Annotated in this window: 11 protein-coding genes; 2 read left to right on the top strand and 9 right to left on the bottom strand. The window is 62.3% G+C overall.

Features of this window, described 5'->3' with window-relative positions; genetic code table 11:
• Window positions 1-45: 45 nt before the first annotated feature.
• The 5 genes from RF819_RS10790 to RF819_RS10770 form a co-directional block, all read right to left on the bottom strand.
• Complete coding sequence (locus tag RF819_RS10790) at window positions 46-1,359, bottom strand: sensor domain-containing diguanylate cyclase (RefSeq protein WP_078364993.1); 1,314 nt, start codon at window positions 1,357-1,359, stop codon at window positions 46-48.
• A 55-nt stretch (window positions 1,360-1,414) separates the two neighbouring features.
• Window positions 1,415-2,401, bottom strand: a complete 987-nt coding sequence (locus tag RF819_RS10785) for a sensor domain-containing diguanylate cyclase (RefSeq protein ID WP_078364992.1) — start codon at window positions 2,399-2,401, stop codon at window positions 1,415-1,417.
• Between the two features lie 208 nt (window positions 2,402-2,609).
• A complete protein-coding gene (locus tag RF819_RS10780; protein ID WP_078366895.1) occupies window positions 2,610-3,755 on the bottom strand; it encodes an ABC transporter permease in 1,146 nt (381 codons plus the stop codon).
• A gap of 2 nt (window positions 3,756-3,757) precedes the next feature.
• Window positions 3,758-6,571, bottom strand: coding sequence for a ribosome-associated ATPase/putative transporter RbbA (rbbA, locus tag RF819_RS10775; RefSeq protein ID WP_078364991.1), 2,814 nt, complete (start codon window positions 6,569-6,571; stop codon window positions 3,758-3,760).
• 6 nt (window positions 6,572-6,577) lie between these two features.
• A complete protein-coding gene (locus tag RF819_RS10770; protein WP_078364990.1) occupies window positions 6,578-7,549 on the bottom strand; it encodes an HlyD family secretion protein in 972 nt (323 codons plus the stop codon).
• Window positions 7,550-7,890: 341 nt separating this feature from the next.
• Between RF819_RS10770 and RF819_RS10765 the strand changes: the two genes are divergently transcribed.
• Both RF819_RS10765 and RF819_RS10760 read left to right on the top strand, forming a co-directional pair.
• Complete coding sequence (locus tag RF819_RS10765) at window positions 7,891-10,386, top strand: sensor domain-containing protein (RefSeq protein ID WP_078364989.1); 2,496 nt, start codon at window positions 7,891-7,893, stop codon at window positions 10,384-10,386.
• Window positions 10,387-10,548: 162 nt separating this feature from the next.
• Window positions 10,549-14,163, top strand: coding sequence for an EAL domain-containing protein (locus tag RF819_RS10760; protein ID WP_078364988.1), 3,615 nt, complete (start codon window positions 10,549-10,551; stop codon window positions 14,161-14,163).
• 106 nt (window positions 14,164-14,269) lie between these two features.
• Here RF819_RS10760 and RF819_RS10755 read toward each other — a convergent pair whose 3' ends face one another.
• The 4 genes from RF819_RS10755 to RF819_RS10740 all read right to left on the bottom strand — a co-directional run bounded on the left by RF819_RS10755 (window position 14,270) and on the right by RF819_RS10740 (window position 19,794).
• Window positions 14,270-17,380: an efflux RND transporter permease subunit gene (locus RF819_RS10755; RefSeq protein ID WP_078364987.1), complete on the bottom strand. Its 3,111-nt coding sequence runs from the start codon at window positions 17,378-17,380 to the stop codon at window positions 14,270-14,272.
• Window positions 17,377-18,621 (bottom strand): efflux RND transporter periplasmic adaptor subunit, encoded by a 1,245-nt coding sequence (locus RF819_RS10750; RefSeq protein ID WP_078364986.1) that lies wholly within the window; start codon window positions 18,619-18,621, stop codon window positions 17,377-17,379. The genes RF819_RS10755 and RF819_RS10750 overlap by 4 nt, the downstream gene beginning before the upstream one ends.
• Window positions 18,622-18,703: 82 nt before the next feature.
• Window positions 18,704-19,282: a cob(I)yrinic acid a,c-diamide adenosyltransferase gene (locus tag RF819_RS10745; protein ID WP_078364985.1), complete on the bottom strand. Its 579-nt coding sequence runs from the start codon at window positions 19,280-19,282 to the stop codon at window positions 18,704-18,706.
• Between the two features lie 104 nt (window positions 19,283-19,386).
• Window positions 19,387-19,794, bottom strand: a complete 408-nt coding sequence (locus RF819_RS10740; protein WP_078364984.1) for a hypothetical protein — start codon at window positions 19,792-19,794, stop codon at window positions 19,387-19,389.
• Window positions 19,795-19,828 lie beyond the last annotated feature (34 nt).

Genomic DNA, 19,828 nt, shown 5'->3' with positions numbered 1-19,828 from the left:
ATAAGTAAAGTAGCTACCAGCCCTTATATCAAAAGGGCTGGTAGCCTATTTGTTGTCTGATGTTTGGGCAGCCGCTGCCGCTGGCGTGTTTTTGGGCGCCACCTCCACCCGGTTGCGGCCCTGGGCCTTGGCCCGGTACAGCGCCGAGTCGGCGGCCACAAACAGGTTGTCGGCGTTGTCCGCATGGTCGGGAAACACCGCCACACCAAAGCTGCAGGTGATGCCGGGCAGCTGCCCCAGGTCCTGCCAATGGGTGGCGGCAATTTTGGCGCGCAGCTTTTCAACCAGCACCAGCAGATCAGACTCGGCGGTGTCGACACACAGCAGCAAAAACTCGTCACTGTCCCAGCGAAACAGGGCATCGGTGCTGCGCACCTCGTGGCTGATGGTCTGGGCCACACGCTGCAGCACCTTGTCACCCAGGGCGTGGCCGTGTTCGTCGTTGATGCGTTTGAAGTGGTCCAGGTCGAAAAAACACATGCCCATGGGCACCGCCAGCCGACGGCATAACTCCAGCTGCCGGTCCAGCACCTGTTCACCTTCGCGGCGGTTGAGCAGCCCGGTCAGCGGGTCGTGTGAGGCCATGGCCTGCAGCGTGAGCTCCATGGTTTTCTGGTCGGTGACGTTGCGCATCATGCCCAGCATGCGAATCGGTTGGCCGTCGTCGTTGTGCTCACAGACGCGGCCGCGGTCATGCACCCAGATGTAGTGGCCGTTGCGGTTGCGCAGCCGGTATTCGGCGTTGTAGCGGCTGCGCTGGCCATCAATGTGTTCCTGCAACACCTTGCGCACCCACAAGGCGTCCTCGGGGTGCAGATTGGCGCTCCAGGTGTCGCGGTGGGGGGTCATCTCGCTGGGGCCGTAGCCCAGCATACGCGCCAGCTGCGGGCTGAAAAACACCTCATCGGTCTGCAGGTTCCAGTCCCACAGGCCGTCCAGGGCCTCGTTGAGCGCATAACGCAGCTGGGCCTCATCACGGTGCCCGGCGCGCTCCTGGGCCTGGCGTGTACTGATGTTGCGGGCAATCGACAAAAAATACTCGCGCCCGTCCTGCCAGAAGTGGCTGGTCTTGATCTCCACCGGGACTTCCGCGCCGGACTTGTGGCGGTGATGCACCACAAACACCAGGTGCTCGACAGCACGCACCGCCTGCGCCAGACTGGCCCACTGGTCCAGGCCCATCACCTCGACATGCAACTTCAGCACCGACTGGTTGAGGATCTCGCTGCGCTCCATGCCGACGTGTTTCAACGCCACTTCATTGCAGTCCAGAACACAGGAGGTTTCGGGGTCGATCAAAAAAACGCCGTCCGGCAGGTGTTTGAACAGCGTTGCACACATCAGTCCAGGCAAAGACATGGTTCAGGCTCTCCATGGGTTTTGGGTAAAGCATTACACCTCAAATGCGGGCGGCTCAGGCAGCTTCGTCCCAGACCTGGACGTTGTTGCGGCCCGCCTGTTTGGCCCGGTACAGTGCTTTGTCGGCGTTGTTGAACAACTGGTCGAAGGACATGGCATGGCCCTGCCATGTGGCCACACCCACACTGACGGTGAAGCTGATGCTGGTGCCGGCGGTGTTGGTTGGCACCTGTTTGTTGGCCACCGTCTGGCGCAGGGATTCGGCCACCGCGCAGGCACTGGTGAGCTTGGTCTGCGGCAGCAACACCACAAACTCCTCACCCCCCACGCGGGCGGCGGTGTCCAGGCCGGTGCGGATGCGGCCGGTGCAGGCGTCGGCCACAGCGCAGATCACCCGGTCACCCACCTGATGCCCCCAGGCATCGTTGATGTTCTTGAAACAATCGATGTCCACCACCAGCAGCGACAGGTCGTGTGAAAACCGCGCCGTGCGTTTGCACTCGTTGGCCCCCAGCTCCATCAGCCGACGCCGGTTGGCCAGCCCGGTCAGGGAGTCGGTGGCAGCCAGCCGTTCCAGCGCGGTGTTGTACCGCTCCAGCAAGGCATTTTTCTCGGCCAGTTGCTGGTTGATCTGTGCCAGCTCGTCTTCCTTGCGCTTGCGGTCGTCGATGTTGAAGGTCACCCCCACAAAACGCTGCGCCAGGCTGGGGTTGTCTCGGTTCATGATCTTGCCGTAATTGGCAAACCAGAGCCAGCTGCCGTCTTGGGCACGCAAGCGGAATTCAGCACGGTACTGGGGCGTGCGACCACTCAGGTGCTCATCCAGCGCCTGCTGCACGCGAGGTCGGTCGTCCGGGTGGATCAGCTGGAAAATCTGCTCGACACAGGTCCATTGCTCTTCCTCTGGGTAACCGAGGGTCGCGATGGTTTTCATGGCCCGGCGGCTGACTTCCCCGGTGAGCAAATTGTTTTCCCAGAGATCCAGTCCGGCGGCTTCCAGCGCCAAGGCCAGCCGGTCCCGGTTGAGATCAACGTCGTCCATGGTTCAACTTGTGCATTGATGCCCCTGAGCCTCATGTTTGCAAACAGATCACGTGATCGGAGATGGATCTCAAACTGTAACAGCCAGACGCGTCACGGCAATGGGGGGCAGACCCTTTGCTACCTGACGGACAGCCTTCGTGGTCATGGCGTTAACACCTGATCAGCCCTTATCTGTCAAGGGTGGGCAGCTATCTATTTTGAGAACTTCAGACCTGTGTCTGCGTCACCGAGCTGCGAAAACGCCGCAGCGCTGCGACAAAAAACACGCTGCCGACACCCAGCATACAGAGCATGTCGAACCAGACCTCGCCGAGCCCGGCACCCCGGTACAGAATGGCCTGCGCCAGGCGCACAAAGTAGGTGGTGGGTGCGGCCAGCATCAGGTGTTGCACCAGCTCGGGCATGCTTTCACGCGGGGTGACGCCGCCTGAGAGGAGTTGTAGCGGGATGATGGTCAGGATGATCAACAAGCCCAGCTGCGGCATCGAACGCGCCAGCGTGCCGAGATAAATGCCGATGGACGCCGCCGCAAACAGGTACAACGCAGCGGCGCCCACAAACAGCGTCACCGACCCGGCAATCGGGATCTTGAGCACCAGCTGCAGCACCACCGTCATGGCAAAAATCACCCCCAGCAACACCGCCAGCCCATTGGCCCAGATTTTGGCCAGCATGATTTCAACAGGGGCCAGCGGCATCACCAGCAAGTGTTCGATGGTGCCGTGTTCACGCTCCCGGATCAGCGCGGCACCGACCAGGATGATGGTCAGCATGGTGACGTTGCTGATCACCTCCATCACGCCGCCAAACCACTTGCCGTTCAGATTCGGGTTGAAGCGCACGCGGGTCACCAGCTGGATCGGCAGCGCCGTGCTGTCGCGTTTGCCGGTCAAAAACTCGGTGATCTCGGCGCTGGCTATCGACTGGATGTAACTGGCCCCGATGAAGGACTGGCTCATGTTGGTGGCGTCGATGTTGAGCTGCACCTCGGGCTGGCGCCCAGCCACCAGATCACTCTGGAAGTGGGCCGGGATGATCAGGGTGAAGGAATACAGCCCCTTGTCCATCACCGCATCCATCTGGTTGAGCGCCATCTGCTGCGGCAGCTTGAAGTAGGGCGGGTAAAGCGCGTCGACCAGGCGGCGCGACAGCGGTGACTGGTCCTCGTCCACCACGGCCACCGGTGCGTTGTGCAACTCGGTGGAGGTGGCGGTGGAGGCCACATAAATGCCGCCTGAAAACGCCCAGATGATCAGCACCAGCAATACCTTGTCAGCCACCAGGCTGCGTAACTCCTTGATGCCCAGACGGTAGATGTTGGACAGGCTGGCGACAAAGCGATTGGCAGCCATGCTCATTTCTCCTGCTTGCGCAGCAGCACCAGGCTCAGCAAAGTGAGCACCGGGATGAACGCCGCCAACGCCGCAAACTGACCCATCAAATCACCAAAGGCCAGCGCCTTGGTGAACACACCCCGGCAAATGACCAAAAAGTAGGTGGCCGGGAAGAACTGCCCGATCCAATACCCCAAGCCTTCCAGCGAACTCACCGGGGTGGTCAGCCCGGCAAACTGCACCGTGGGCAACATGGTGAGCAAGGCGGTGCCAAACAGCGCCGCAATCTGGGTTTTGGTGAAGGTCGAGATCAGCAGCCCGATGCCGGTGGTGGCGGTCACATACAGCAGCGCGCCCAGGGTCAGCGCCAACACACTGCCTTTGACCGGCACCCCAAACACCACCACCGCCTGCAACAGCAGCAAGAAGAAACTGACCATCGACATGGCGATGTAAGGCAGTTGTTTGCCCACCAGAAACTCCAGCCGCGTCACCGGCGTGACATACAGGTTGGTGATGGAGCCCAGCTCTTTCTCGCGCACCACACCAAGCGCCATCAGGATCGCCGGGATGAAGATCAGCAGCAGCGGAATCACCGCAGGCACCATGGCAAAAATGCTTTTGAAGTCCTGGTTGTAGCGGTAACGCACCTCCAGCGCGGCGGCCTGCGTCGGCACGGTGCCGGTGGCCTCAGAGATCAGCTCGCTCACATACTGGTAGTGCAGGCCTTGCACATAACCACGGATGGTTTCACCACGAAACGGCATCGCGCCGTCGATCCAGACACCCACCTCGGGGTGGCGCCCCAGCCGCAGGTCACGCCCAAAACCCGCTGGCAATTCCACCGCCAAAGATAACTCGTCACGGCGCATACGCTGGTCGATGTCGTCCGCGCTGGTCAAGGCGGGCTGCTCGATGAAATAACGCGAGCCGGCAATGTTTTGCACATAGGCCCGGCTCTCGGGCGACTGGTCGCGGTCCAGCACGGCAAAACGCAGGCCCTCCACATCCAGCGAGATGCCGTAACCCAGCACAAACATCAGCAACACCGAGCCCAGCAGGGCAAAGGTCAGGCGGATCGGGTCGCGGCGTAACTCCAAAAACTCGCGGTAGGCGTAGGCCAACAGGCGGCGCAGGCTGAAGGCCGTGTGGGGTGGGTTGACACGTGGGGTGACGGTCGCTCTGTTTTTTGTATCACCCTCCCCTTGATTCATAAGGGCTGACGCGGCTTTTTGTGCCTCAATGGTTGGTTCGAGGTTTGGCGGCTGTGATGCCCCAGCGGCAGGCGCGATGCCGCTGGCTTCTTCGAGGTAGCTGATAAAAGCGTCCTCCAACGTGGCCGCGCCGCGTGTTTGCCGCAGGGCTTCGGGGGTGTCGCTGGCCAACACACGCCCGGCGTGCATCAGCGAGATGCGGTCACAACGCTCGGCCTCGTTCATGAAGTGGGTCGAGATAAAAATGGTGACACCCTGGCCGCGCGATAACTCGGCCAGCAGTTCCCAGAACTGGTCACGCGCAATTGGGTCTACGCCTGAGGTGGGCTCGTCCAGGATCAGCAGCTTAGGTGCATGCACCACCGCCACCGCCAGAGACAGGCGCTGGCGGATGCCCAGCGGCAGCCCGGCGGCGGGTTCATCCAGATAAGCCTCCAGCGAAAAACGCTTCACCAGCGCATCCAGGCGCGGGCCGATGGTCTCGGGCGGCAGGTGAAACAGGTGCGCGTGTAAATCCAGGTTTTGCCGCACCGTGAGTTCGCCATAGAGCGAAAACGCCTGCGACATGTAACCGACCTGTTTGCGGGTGGCCAGATCCCGCGCATCCACCAGCTTGCCAAATAACGTGGCCTGCCCCTCGGTGGGCGGCAGCAGGCCGGTGAGCATCTTCATGGTGGTGGTTTTGCCACAGCCGTTGGAGCCCAAAAAGCCAAAAATCTCGCCCGCTTCGATGCGAAAACTCACGTCGCTCACCGCGGTGAAGTCGCCAAAACGCTGGGTCAGGTGGCTGGCCTCAATCGCCGGTGGGCCGCTGCTGGCTTGGCGCGGTGGCATCACCAGCGTGTGGTGGGCCTTGCGCTGCTCAGCGGGCAACAGGGCAATGAAGGCTTCTTCCAGCGTGGTTTGACCGGTTTTGGCCAGCAGCTCGGCCGTGGTGCCGGTGCCCAGCACGCGCCCGGCGTCCATCGCCACCAGCCAGTCAAAACCCGCCGCTTCTTCCATGTAGGCGGTGGCCACCACCACACTCATGCCGGGGCGGCGAGCGCGAATGTTGTCGATCAGCTCCCAGAACTGGCGTCGCGACAGCGGGTCCACGCCGGTGGTGGGTTCGTCCAGGATCAGCAGGTCGGGGTCGTGGATCAATGCACAACACAGGCCGAGCTTTTGTTTCATGCCGCCCGAAAGTTTGGCCGCTGGCCGGTCGCGAAAAGGTGTCAGCCCGGTGCTGGCCAGCAGCTCGGTGATGCGTGTGGCACGCTCTGCCGCGTTTTGCCCGAACAGGCGACCAAAAAAATCCACGTTCTCGAACACCGACAGCGTGGCGTAGAGGTTTTTGCCCAGGCCTTGGGGCATGTAGGCGATGCGCGGCTGGGTCAGGTTGCGCTGCGTGCGGTCTGCCATGTCGGCACCCAGCGCCTGTACTTGGCCGGTCTGGATTTCGCGCGCACCGGCCAGCTGCGCCAGCAGGGTGGATTTGCCCACCCCGTCAGGGCCGATCAGGCCCACCATACAGCCTGCAGGCAAGTCCAGCGTGATCTGATCGAGCGCCAGCACCTTGCCGTAGCGCTGGGTCACACCCCGCAAGCTGGCGACGCTGCTGGTGGGTGCGGGGGTATTCACAGCCTACTACCGAAGTTGCAGATTCTTCGGCCAGGGTGCTTGGGGGTCGGTTTGGACATAGGCCATACCGGGCATGCCGCCTTTGGTGATTTGCCCATGCTGGGCCAGCCAAGTGGTATCGACCTTGACCTTGACACGGAACATCAGCTTTTCACGTTCGCTGCGGGTTTCGACCTCTTTGGGCGTGAACTGAGCACGCGGCGCCACAAAGCTCACACTCGCGGGCAACACCTGGTCGGGCAGCGCGTCCAGCAGGATGCGCGCCGGGCTGCCAATGACCACCTTGCCGGCCTCGGCGGCGGGCAAAAAGATGGTCATCGACACATCCGACATGTTCAGCAAGGTCAGCAGCTTGGAACCCGCCGCCAGCACCTCACCCGGTTCGGCCAGGCGGTAGAGCACCCGAGCGCTGATCGGCGCTTTGATACTCGTGTCGTTGAGGGTGGCGCTCAGGCCCTCGCCACGGGCAATCGCGGCCTGGGTGGCGGCCTCGGCCTCGGCCACCTGCATACGAGCCGCCGACAGACCGGCCATAGCCCCCTGCTGGGTGTTGTGATCACGGTCCAGGGTGGCGCCGCTGACAAAACCTTTTTGCACCAGTTCTTGCGAACGTTGCAGGGTGATGCGTGCCAGCGCCATGTCGGACTCGGCCTTGGACACACCGGCCTGCGCGGCACGGGTGGCTTGCTGTGCTTGGCGCACCTGGGCCTGGGCGGCGCGCCATTGGGCTGACAAATCGTCGGCATCGAGTGTGGCAACGGTCTGGCCCTGGCTTACCTCGTCACCTTCATGCGGGACCAGGCTGGCCAGGCGCCCACCGACCTTGGTGGCGACATCGACCTCAGTGGCTTCGAGCCGACCATTGCCAAACGCCAACCCTTGCGGCAACTCGGGTGCACGCATCTGCCAGATGGCAAAGGCAGCGCCCAGGGCAGCCACCAGCACCAGCGCGATAACAATCTTTGACTTGGTGGACATGGTGTATTGTAGATGGGTTCGAAACGTGAATAGTCAAGGACTTCTTGACGCGAATGTGGTGACAAAAAACGCTTTGGATCCTAGACCTGAGTACCCGGTCGAACTGTGCGCCAGCACCCATTGGACAGCACTGTGCCGCAGGTTGCCAGGGCAGAGTTGAGCGTGATATATTGCCATAGCCCTTATTTCAAAAGGGTTGTCTGCTACGATAAGTGAAGTACCTTGCCCGTTTGGCGGGCCTGACATACTTGGTACAAGGTGTTGACATATGCTCTGCGGGTGGCTGCAGGCAAACAGCTTGTAGGGACCCTACTTGTGTGGGCAACAGCGGAAAGCAAGATATGAGCGATGAGAACCAACAACTTCGGGCCGCCATAGACCACCTGCAGACGCCGATCTACATCAAGAATCTGGACGGGCGCTACATCTACGTCAATGACATGGCCTGCTCCACACTGGCTTTGTCACGGTCCGAGGTGCTTGGCAAACGAGACCATGATCTGTTCCCGACAGATATCGCCGATCGCCTGTGTGACATCGATCGCCTGGTTGCCACCAGCGGCCAGGCCAACACCAGCGAGGCCTACATCCACAGCAGGATGTTTGAGGAAGCACACTGTTTTCTCAGCATCAAACAACCCCTGCTTGGTGACGATGGGCAGGTCAACGCGGTAGCAGGCATCGCCGTCGACATCGATGAACGCAAACGCAAAGAAAACGAACTCGAGGCCCTGAAAAACCGTTTTGCCGCCACCTTGCAGGCCATTCCTGACCTGATGTTTGAGCTGGACCTGGACGGCCGCTACCACGCCCACCATGTGCCACGGGAGGACTGGATGGTCGTCCGTCCCTCGAAACTGCTTGGGCGCACGATCCGAGAGGTGCTGCCAGCACCAGCCGCCGACGTCTGTTACCAGGCCTTGCAAGAGGCGTTTGAGCACGGCTTTTCGATCGGCCACCAATACAGACTCGATCTGGAGCGGGGACCCGAGTGGTTCGAGCTGTCAGTGGCGCAGAAAGCGTCCATCGGCCATGAAGCGCCGCGATTTATTGCACTGTCCAGACACATCACACGGCGCAAGGTGGCCGAACAAGCTTTGCAGGAAAGTGAGTCCCTGTTGCGTGCCATCGTCGACAACACCCCGGTGGCCTACTGGGCACGCGACCTGGACGGGCGCTGCATCATGGAAAACGCCGTGGTGGTGAAGTTTGTTGGCAGTCAGTTGGGGAAAACGCTGGAAGAGTCGGGTTGGCATCAGGAGGAAGTAAAGATCTGGCAGGAACAAAGCCGTCGTGCCTATGCAGGCGAGGTGGTCGAGGTCGAATACGAATCCCATTCCTTGCTGCATGGCACGCCACGGGTCTTCCATGTGGTGTTGTCACCGATCCGGACTGGTGGGGACATTGTTGGCATCGTTGGCTTCAGCCAGGACATCACCGAACGCAAACGCCATGAGGAGCGGATCCACCAGCTGGCCTTTTTTGACCCGCTGACCCTGCTGCCCAACCGGCGGCTGATGTTTGACCGGCTGGAACATGCGCTGGCCACCAGCACCCGGCATCACCGCATGGGTGCCTTGTTGATGATCGACCTGGACCACTTCAAGGAGCTCAATGACACCCACGGCCACACCACCGGCGACGGGCTGCTGGTGGAAGTGGCGGCCCGCCTGGGCCGCAGCATCCGCCAAGGAGATAGCACAGCCCGCCTGGGTGGGGACGAGTTTGTGGTGATCCTCGAAGACCTCGGTGGCACCCTGACCAGCCCGGTGCAGGCCGCCGCCATTGCCACCAAGATCCGCGATGCGTTGAACCAGCCGTTCCATCTGGCGGCCGGCCCTCAGGGTGAAGTCATCACTTACCACTGTTCAGCCAGCATCGGGGTGGCCATGTTTGGTGATGTGGTGACCTCGGCCACGGAGTTGCTGCGCCGGGTGGACACCGCCATGTACCAGGCCAAAGCGGCCGGGCGCAACACCTTGTGTTTTTTTGACCCAGCGATGCAGGCCGCCGCCAACGCACGCTCGGCCATGAACGCCGACCTGCATGAAGCCCTGGGGCTGGGCCAGTTTGAACTGCACTACCAGGTGCAGATGAACGAGCAGCGCCAGCCCATCGGCGCCGAAACCCTGCTGCGTTGGCGTCACCCGCACCAAGGCATGGTCTCACCAGCGAGTTTTATTGCGCTGGCCGAAGACACCGGCCTGATTGTGCCGCTGGGCAACTGGGTGCTGGAAACCGCCTGCCGCCAGCTGGCCACCTGGTCAAAGCACCCTGAGCTGGCCCAGCTCAGTCTGGCGGTCAACGTCAGCGCACGCCAGTTTCGCCAGCTCAGTTTCACCGACCAGGTGCAACAGCTCCTGGTCAGCACCGGTGCCCCGGCCAGCAAACTCAAGCTGGAGCTGACCGAAAGCACCCTGATCGAAGATGCCGACGCGGTGGTCCAGCGCATGGAGGAGCTGCAGGCCCTGGGCATCCGTTTTTCGCTGGACGATTTCGGCACGGGCTATTCTTCCCTGGCGTACCTCAAACGCCTGCCGCTGACGCAGCTCAAGATCGACCAGTCCTTTGTGCGCGACCTGCTCACCGATCACAACGACGCGGCCATCGTCAAGACCATCATCGCCCTGGGCAACAGCCTGGGCCTGGATGTGATTGCCGAAGGGGTGGAGACCGAGGCCCAGCTGGCCTTTCTGGCCGAACACGGCTGCCGTCAGTACCAGGGGTATCTGTTTGGCAAACCGGTACCGGTGGCTGCGTTTGAGGCCCTGTTGATGACCCTAAACACCCACCGGTCACCTGCGAAAAGTTGCTTGCACGGGCACGACGCGGAGTAAACTTTCCAACGTCTGGCTGTGACCAGCGCGGCGCGGCGCTTGCGCCACTGGCCATCCATCCCACTCTGCTTGAGCACCCGCGTCTGGCCGGCGCCCACTGCCACCAAAAGCCGACGCATCTGATCAGGTAGCTTGCCTCGCATCTGCACTTTTTGGAGGGCCATGCCGCTTATGGGCCTGAAGTTTTTTCAGTTGCGCTCACTCAAAACCCGGGTGACCGTGCTCACGCTGCTGCTCTTTGTGGTCAGCATCTGGTCGCTGGCCTGGTATGCCAGCCGGATGTTGCGCACCGATATGCAAGAGGTGATGGGTGAACAGCAGTTCGCCACCGTGTCGGGCATCGCCCGCGAGATCAATGACCACCTGAACAATCGCCAGCAGGCACTGGAAACCATTGCCAAAGGCATCAGCCCCAAGCTGCTGGCCAAGCCATCGGACTTGCAGGCCATGTTGCAACAGCGCCCGCTGCTACAGCTTCTGTTCAACGGGGGTGTTTTTGTCACGGGGCTGGATGGGGTGGCGGTGGCCGATGTGCCCCACTCTGCCGGACGGATTGGCACCAGCTACATGGACCGGGAATCGGTGTCCATCCCTCTGCGAGAAGGCAAAACGGTGATTGGCAAACCCGCCATCGGCAAGAAGCTGGGGGCACCGCTCTTCAGCATCACCGCCCCCATTCTGGCCAGTGATGGCAAAACCATCGGTGCACTGGTGGGCACCATCAACCTGGGTCAACCCAACTTCCTCGACCAGATCGCCCAGACCCGCTACGGCAAGACCGGCAGCTACCTGCTGATCGCCCGGCAACACCAGCTGATCATCACGGCGTCGGACAAAACCCGGGTCATGCAGCCCTCTCCTGCGCCAGCACTCAACACCATGCATGACCGCTACATGCAGGGTTTTGAGGGTTATGGGGTGGCCGTCAGTTCACGCGGGGTGCTGGAGTTGTCAGCCGCCAAGGCCATTCCCTCGGCCAACTGGATCGTGGTGGCCACCCTGCCTGCCCAAGAGGCTTTTGCACCGATTGATGACATGCTGCAGCGGCTGTTTCTCAACGCGGCAGTCCTGACCGCGCTGGCCGGTATGCTGACCTGGTGGCTGATCAGCCGACTGCTGCAACATCAACTTGCCCCGATGCTGTCGGCCAGCCGATCATTGCTTCACCAGAACCTCAGTGACCAGCCAGCGCAGGTGCTGCCGGTACATCGCCCTGACGAAATCGGCGAACTGATTGGTGGTTTCAACCTGTTGCTGGAATCCTCGGCCAGGCGCGAACAAGCCCTGGTGCAAAGCGAGGCGCGTTTCAGGCAGCTGTTTGAAAAAAACTCCTCGGTGATGCTGCTGATTGAGCCATCCTCGGGCGACATCGTGGACGCCAATGCGGCGGCGCTGGACTATTACGGTTATGCGGGCCAGCAACTGGTGGGCATGAACATCAGCGTCATCAACACCCTGCCTGCGGAAGTGGTCGCCGAGCAGAGACAAAGTGTCTTGAACGGCAAACGCAACTATTTCATTTTTTCACATCGCCTGGCGTCCGGGGAGATACGTGATGTGGAGGTCCATTCCACACCAATCGAAACACAGGGACGCAAGCTGCTGTTTTCCATCATCTACGACGTGCACGAGCGGGTGCAGGCACAAAAGGCACTGCAGGAAAGTGAACAGAACCTCGCCATCACCTTGCGGTCCATTGGGGACGCTGTCATCGCCACCGACCCGGCGGGGCGCATCACCCGCATGAACCCGACGGCCGAGCAGCTCACCGGGTGGCCACTGGTCGACGCCATCCACCGGCCGCTGGCGGAGGTGTTCCGCATTGTCAACTCAGAAACACGCCTGACAGTGCCCGACCCGGTGCAACTGGTCATGGCACGGGGCCATGTGGTGGACCTGGCCAACCACACCGTGCTGCTGGCCCGCGACGGGCAGGAATACCAGATTGCCGACAGTGCCGCCCCGATCCGTGACGCCACGGGTGTGATCGTCGGGGTGGTGCTGGTCTTCAGCGATGTCACCGAGAGTTACCAGGCCGAGCTGGCGCTGCGGCTCAGTGAACAAAGGTACCGCTCCCTGCTGGACCACCTGTCCTCGGGCGTGGTGGTGCACCACCCCGACCGATCCATCCTCTATGCCAACGCCACAGCTGCCAGCCTGTTCGGGCTGACGCAGGATCCGACAGCGGGCTGGTCCGCCCAGGCGCAGGACTGGCAACTGCTGCAGGAAGACGGCACCCCCATGTCCTCGCAGGACTACCCGGTCAACCGGGTGCTGGCATCGGGGGAGTCGCTCAAGAATTATGTGGTGGGCGTGCACCATGCCGGTCAGCCAGCGCCAAATTGGGCGCTGTGCAGCGCCTTCCCGCTGCGCGATGCCGAGCAAACCCTGTTGCAGGTGGTGGTGACCTTCACCGACATCACCGAGCGCAAGTTGCAGCAAAGCCAGCTGGAGCACATCGCCCATTTTGACGCCTTGACCAACCTGCCCAACCGTGTGCTGCTGGCTGACCGCTTGCAGTTGGCAATGGTGCAGGCCCAGCGGCGCGGGCAACAGCTGGCGGTGGTGTTCCTGGACCTGGACGGTTTCAAGAACATCAATGACCGTCATGGACACGGCGTCGGTGACCAGTTGCTGATCTCGCTGGCCAAAGCCATGAAGGACGCCCTGCGCGAAGGGGACACGCTGGCGCGCATTGGGGGTGACGAGTTTGTCGCGGTGCTCAGTGACCTGGACAACCTGACCAACTGCGTGCCGATGTTGACCCGCTTGCTGGAGGCTGCGGCCGCACCGGTGTATCTCGGCGAGTTGCTGCTGCAGGCCTCGGCCAGCCTGGGTGTCACCTTCTTCCCGCAGACCCAGGAGATTGATGCGGACCAGCTACTGCGCCAGGCCGACCAGGCCATGTACCAGGCCAAAGTGGCAGGCAAAAACCGCTACCACATCTTCGATGCCGCGCAGGACACCTCGATTCGTGGCCACCACGAAAGCCTGGAACGCATCCGTCTGGCGCTGGCACAGGATGAGTTTGTCTTGTATTACCAGCCCAAGGTCAACATGCGCCGTGGCCAGGTCGTCGGGGTGGAGGCGCTGATCCGCTGGCAACACCCAGAGAAAGGCCTGTTGGCGCCCGCCGCGTTTTTGCCGGTGATCGAAGACCACCCGCTGGCCGTGGCGGTGGGTGAATGGGTGATTGACACCACCTTGACCCAGATCGAGCGCTGGCACGAGAGCGGGCTGGACCTGCGCCAGGTCAGCGTGAACGTGGGCGCACGCCAGCTGCAACAGGGCGACTTTGTGGAACGCCTGCAGTTCCTGCTGGCCAAACACCCCAAGGTCAACCCGGCCAATCTGCAGATCGAGGTGCTGGAAACCAGTGCGTTGTCAGACATGGCGCTGGTCTCGCAGGTCATCGAAGACTGTGCGCGTTTTGGTGTGATGTTTGCGCTGGACGACTTTGGCACCGGCTACTCCTCCCTCACTTACCTCAAACGCCTGCATGTCAACATCCTCAAGATCGACCAGAGTTTTGTGCGTGACATGCTGGAGGACCCGGATGACCTGGCCATTTTGCAAGGTGTGATTGGCCTGGCTGCGGCCTTCAAACGCCAGGTGATTGCCGAAGGTGTCGAGACCGTGGCGCATGGCACGGCGCTGCTGCAACTGGGCTGCGAGCTGGCCCAGGGTTATGGCATTGCCCGGCCCATGCCTGCTGCGCAATTGCAGGCCTGGGCAGCAGCGTGGCAAGCCGACGCCGCCTGGTCTGAACTGGCCTGAACGCCAGCACCGGCGTCGCGCCAACGGCTTATAAGTGTTTTATGCTTCTAGCCCTTTTGAAATAAGGGCTAATAGCTATTCTTTTTGAAAAATCCCTGCCATCGACTCAGGCCGTACCGCTGGTCGCCTTGTCTTGCTCAGGCGGCACCTCGGGGGTGAGCACGGGGCCACGGCCGCTGAAACGCTCCAGCGTCAGGTAGATCACCGGGGTGATGAACAGCGTGATGGCCTGCGAAAACACCAGCCCACCGACCACCGCCAGACCCAGCGGCTGGCGCAGCTCGGCCCCGGCGCCAATGCCCAGCGCAATCGGCAAGGCCCCCATCAGCGCGGCCATGGTGGTCATCATGATCGGGCGGAACCGCAGGATGCAAGCCTCGCGGATGGCATGCGCCGGGTCCATGCCCTGGTGACGCTGGGCGTCCAGCGCAAAGTCGATCATCATGATGGCGTTCTTCTTCACAATGCCAATCAAGAGCACGATGCCAATGGTGGCAATCAAGGTGAGGTCCTGGCCAAACAACATCAAGGTGGCCAGCGCCCCCACGGCGGCGGAGGGCAGGCCCATCAGGATGGTGATCGGGTGGATGTAACTCTCATACAGCACCCCCAGCAGCACGTAGATCACCAGCAGCGCGGCCAGAATCAGCACCAGCTGGCTGCCCTGCGAGCTTTTGAAAACAGCCGCATCACCGCCGTAACTGCTGATGATCGAGGCCGGCATCTGAATCGCCTCACGCGCGGCATCGATGCCTGCGGTGGCATCGCCCAGCGCCACACCGGGGGCCAGGTTGAAGGACACGGTGACCGCCTGCAATTGCCCCACATGGTTGATCGAGGTTGGCCCCACGGTGCGCACCACGGTGGTGAAGCTCGACAGCGGCACCAACGCGCCGGTGGAAGAGCGCACATACAGCTTGGCAATCGCGCTCTCATCCTGTTTGTCCTCAGGCGTCACCTCCAGAATCACCTGGTAGGTATCGGTCGGCAGGTAGATGGTGGAGACCTGGCGTTCCCCAAACGCGCTGTAAAGCGCGCTGCGCACCGACTCCATCGACACCCCCAGCGCATTGGCGCGGTCGCGGTCGATTTTGAGCTGGGCCTGCAGCGCACGCAACTGCGCGTCGCTGGTCACGTCGCGGAACATCGGGTCGTTGCGCAGGCGGTCCTGCAGCTTGCTGGCCCAGTCGTTGAGCTCGTCGGCGCGCACACTTTGCAGGATGTACTGGAACTGCGCCTTGCTCGGGCGACCGCCCAGCTGCAGATTCTGTGTGGGCCGGATGAAGATCCTGATGCCGGGCACCGCGTTGACTTTTTTGCGCAGCCCTTCCACCACCTGTTTCATCGGCGGGCGCTGGCCCAGCGGTTTGAGCGTGATGAACATGCGACCGGTGTTTTGGGCGCCGCTGCCACCGTTGAAGGAGCTGACCGCCGCCACCGCCGGATCCTGGCGGATGATCTCGGCCACACGCTCCTGCAGCTGCACCATCGCGGTGAACGAGGTGTCTTCACCGGCCTCGGTGCTGACTGACATCTGGCCCAGGTCTTCCTCGGGGAAAAAGCCCTTGGGAATGAGCGTTGCCAAGACCACGGTGGCCACGATGGTGGCCGTGGCCACACCCAGCACCAGCACCCGGTGCGCCAGCGCGCGGTCCAGCCAGCGGGTGTAAAACGCCAGCATCTGGTCAAACCCCCGCTCAAACAGCCGCACCAGCGCGCCAGGCGGCTTTTTGTGCGCCTCATCACTCAGGAAACGGCTGGCCAGCATCGGCACCAAGGTCAGCGAGACAAAAGCCGACACCACAATCGACAGGCCCACCACCACCGCAAACTCGTGGAACAAGAGACCAATCACCCCGGGCATGAAAAAGATCGGGATGAACACCGCAATCAGCGAGACCGAGATCGAGATGATGGTGAAACCCACCTCGCGTGCGCCGCGCAGCGCGGCCTGGAACGGGTTCTCACCCCGCTCGACGTGGCGGATGATGTTCTCGAGCACCACAATCGCGTCGTCCACCACCAGGCCCACCGCCAGGGTCAGGCCCAGCAGCGAGATGTTGTCCAGGCTGTAGGACAGACCCCACAACAGCGACACCGCACCAATCAGCGACACCGGCAAGGACAGCGCCGGGATCACCGTGGCGACAAAACGGCGCAGGAACAAAAAGATCACCAGCACCACCAGCACAATCGTGCCCAGCAGGGTCAGCGTCACATCGTGCAAGGCCTCACGCACCGACAAGGAGCGGTCGTTGATGGGGGTGAGCGTCACCGACTGGGGCAGCTGCGCCTGCAAGGCCGGCAAGGCCGCACGCACCGCATCCACCACCTGCACCGTGTTGGCACCAGGCTGGCGCTGCACCGCCAGGGTGGTGGTTGGTTCACCGTTGAAGGTGGCCCAGCTTTTCAGGCTTTCCAGGCTGTCTTCGACACTGGCCACGTCCTTGAGCCGCACCGGGTTGCCGCCGCGTGTGCTGATGATCAGTTCACCGAATTCGGCGGCGTTTTTGAGTTGTTTGTTGGCCTGCAACACCAGGGTCTGGCGCGGACCTTCCAGGGTACCCACCGGGGTGTTGACGTTGGCCGCCTTGAGTGCCGCACTGAGTTCATCCAGGCCGAGGTTGCGCGCCGCCAGCGCATCGGGCTGCACCCGCACCCGCACCGCGTAACGTTTGGCGCCAAAAATATTCACCTGCGCCACACCAGGCAGGGTCGCCAGCGTGGGGGTGATCAGATGTTCGGCATAGTCCTGTAAATCCGCCGGTGCCAGAGATGGGGATTGCAAGGAAATCAGCAGCACTGGTGCATCGGCCGGATTCACCTTGCGGTACGAGGGCAAGGTGGTCATCTCGACCGGCAGGGCACGCTGCGCCCGCAGCAGCGCCGCCTGCACATCCACCGCCGCCGCGTCGATGTTGCGGCTCTCGTCAAATTCAAGCGTGAGCGAGGTGCTGCCCAAGGTGCTGGTGGAGCTGATGGTGGTCAAGCCCGGCACCGTCTGGAACTGTTTCTCCAATGGCAAGGCCACCGAGATCGCCATGGTCTCGGGACTGGCGCCCGGCAGGCTGGCACTGACACTGATCACCGGGGTGTCGTAACTGGGCAGCGCGGCAATCGGGATGCTTCTGAACGCGATGACCCCGGCCAGCACAATGGCCAGATTCAACAACACCGTCATCACCGGACGGCGAATGAACAACTCCGACAGGTTCATGGCTGGCTCGCCGTCTTGGCCGGGGCGCTGTTGCCGCCGCCCTTGCCCTGGCCTTTGCCCGCCCCCGAGGCCGCAGCGGCGGGCGCACGCACCACCACCCGGGCCTGGGGCCGCAGGTTCTGGCGGCCATCCATGGCCACGGCTTCACCGGGCTGCACACCACTGACCGCCGCCTCACCGCCCTCGGCATGCAAGAGCTTGACCGGGCGCGGCTGCGCCACACCGTTTTCGATCACATACACGATGGTCCCGCGCGGGCCCTGGATGATGCTGGCCTGTGGCAACACCACCGCGTCTTTCAGAGTGGTGACGGTTTGCTGCACCTCGACAAAAGCGCCCGGCCAGAGTTTGCTGGCCGGGTTGGCAAACACCGCCTTGGCCTTGACCGTGCCGGAGTTGGCGTCCACCAGGTTGTCCAGAAACTGCAGCCGCCCCTCAAAGCTGCCACCGCCGTCGGCCAGCGTGGCCGTCACCTTGGCACCACCGCCCTGAAGCGCCGTCAAGGCGTTGGACAAGTCGCGTTGCGAGATGCTGAAAGCCACACCGATCGGGTCGAGCTGGGTGATGGTGACCAACGCGGTCTGGTTGGCCAGCACCGCACTGCCCGCAAACACATTGACCGCACCGGCGCGCCCGCTGTTGGGTGCGGTGATGCGGGCATAAGACAAGGCCACGTTGCTGGCCGCAATGGCCGCCTGGTCAGCGGCCACGGTGGCGATCCAGGTGTCCACCTGGGCCTGGGCGGTATCTACCGCACCCTGCGAGACAAAGTTCTGTGCCAGCAGCTGCTTGGCACGTTCCCACTGGCGCCGGGCTTCCGCCAGGCTCGCCTGATCTTTGGCCAGCTGGGCACGTGCCTTGGCGGCGTTGGCCTCATCGGTGCGGGCATCCAGCGTGAACAACAATTGCCCTGCCTTGACGAATTGGCCTTCCTTGAAATGCACTTGCCGGATAGTGCTGGTGACCTGGGAGCGGACATCCACACTGGTCAGTGGCACCACCGTGCCGGTGGCGTTGAGCTTGACCGCCATGTCGCGCTGCGCGGCGTGTACCACACTCACAGACACTGGTGGCGCTGCGGCACTGGCAGCAGGGGCGGGTGTGCCCGCCGGGGCGCTGGCCGCCGGTGCGGCGGTGGCGGAAGCGGGAACAGCGGCTTTGTCAGAACAGCCCACAAGGGCCAGAACAGCCAGCGCGGACAGGGTGCTGGAGGTGAGGAGAGACGGGCGCAAAAAGTTCATAAGCCATGATAAATCAGGCTTATGTCAGGGATGTCGGGCATGTAAAGTGCCCTGCAAAGTTCTGGTAAAGATGGCGTGAGGATCAGTCCGCTGTGGACTGTTTCAGGCGTTCACTGCGCCAATAAACGTCGTCACCCACGCCGCCTTCCGGTCGGTAGCGGTTGAGCACCCGCGCCAGCACAAACATCAGGTCGGACAGGCGGTTGAGGTACTGCTGTGGTGTGGGTTTGAGGGCGTCCTGGTTGGCCAGCGCCACCACCACACGTTCGGCCCGGCGCGCCACGGTGCGGCACACATGCGCCTGCGCAGCGGCACGGCTGCCGGCGGGCAGGATGAACTCCTGCAGTGTGGGCAGCTGCGCGTTGAAATGGGCCAGGGCTTCTTCGAGCGCCAGCACCGCATCGAGCTTGAGCAACTCATAACCGGGGATCGACAACTCACCGCCCAGGTTAAAGAGCTGGTGCTGGATGCTGACCAGCAGCTCACGCACCGCGTCTGGCATCGGCTCACACAGCAGCAGGCCGATGTGGGAGTTGAGCTCGTCCACGTCACCCATGGCGTGGATGCGCAAACTGTTTTTGGACACGCGGGTGTTGTCGCCCAGGCCGGTGCTGCCGTTGTCACCTGTGCGGGTGGCGATTTGAGTGAGTCTCTGGCCCATGATGGCTACCTTGCTATGATAAAAATAGCTATCGATTATCCTGGAGCAGGGCCCCGGCAGCACAGGACCTGACCAATGGCCCTAGCGCCAGCAGTGCAAAAGCCTTACACCAACAGCACCAGCAAACACAGCACGGCATACGGGAAGGCCACCGTCGGGCGCAGAGCGCTGCGGCCATATTCGGCCAGCAGGCCGCCCAGACCAGGGCGTTGGGCCAACCACTGCGTATGCAGCTGAAACGGTGCCTCGGCGCCCTGCGGGCCCCGTGTGAACAGCCTCTCGATCACCAGCAGCCGCTCGGCCAGCCGGTGTTGCCAGGTTTTCAAAATGGCTTCCTGCAACCACAAAACCAGCACCAGGGCCGCCGCCAGCAGCGGCTCCAGCCCGGTCATCCAGCTACCCGCCACCAGCAGCAAGGCCAGCAGCTTGAGACCCAAGGCGTTGCGCTCCTGCGCTTCGTGGTGGTTTTGCAGGGTGGCCCACTCCTGGGCCAGGGCGTGTTGCATCTCCATGGGGACAAGACCTTTGACATCCGGAAAAAAACAG

Origin of the sequence: Rhodoferax fermentans (assembly GCF_002017865.1) — a bacterium.
Classification (GTDB): Bacteria; Pseudomonadota; Gammaproteobacteria; order Burkholderiales; family Burkholderiaceae_C; genus Rhodoferax; species Rhodoferax fermentans.
Note: the sequence above shows the minus strand (reverse complement) of the source record. Positions and strands in the feature narration are given on the sequence as shown.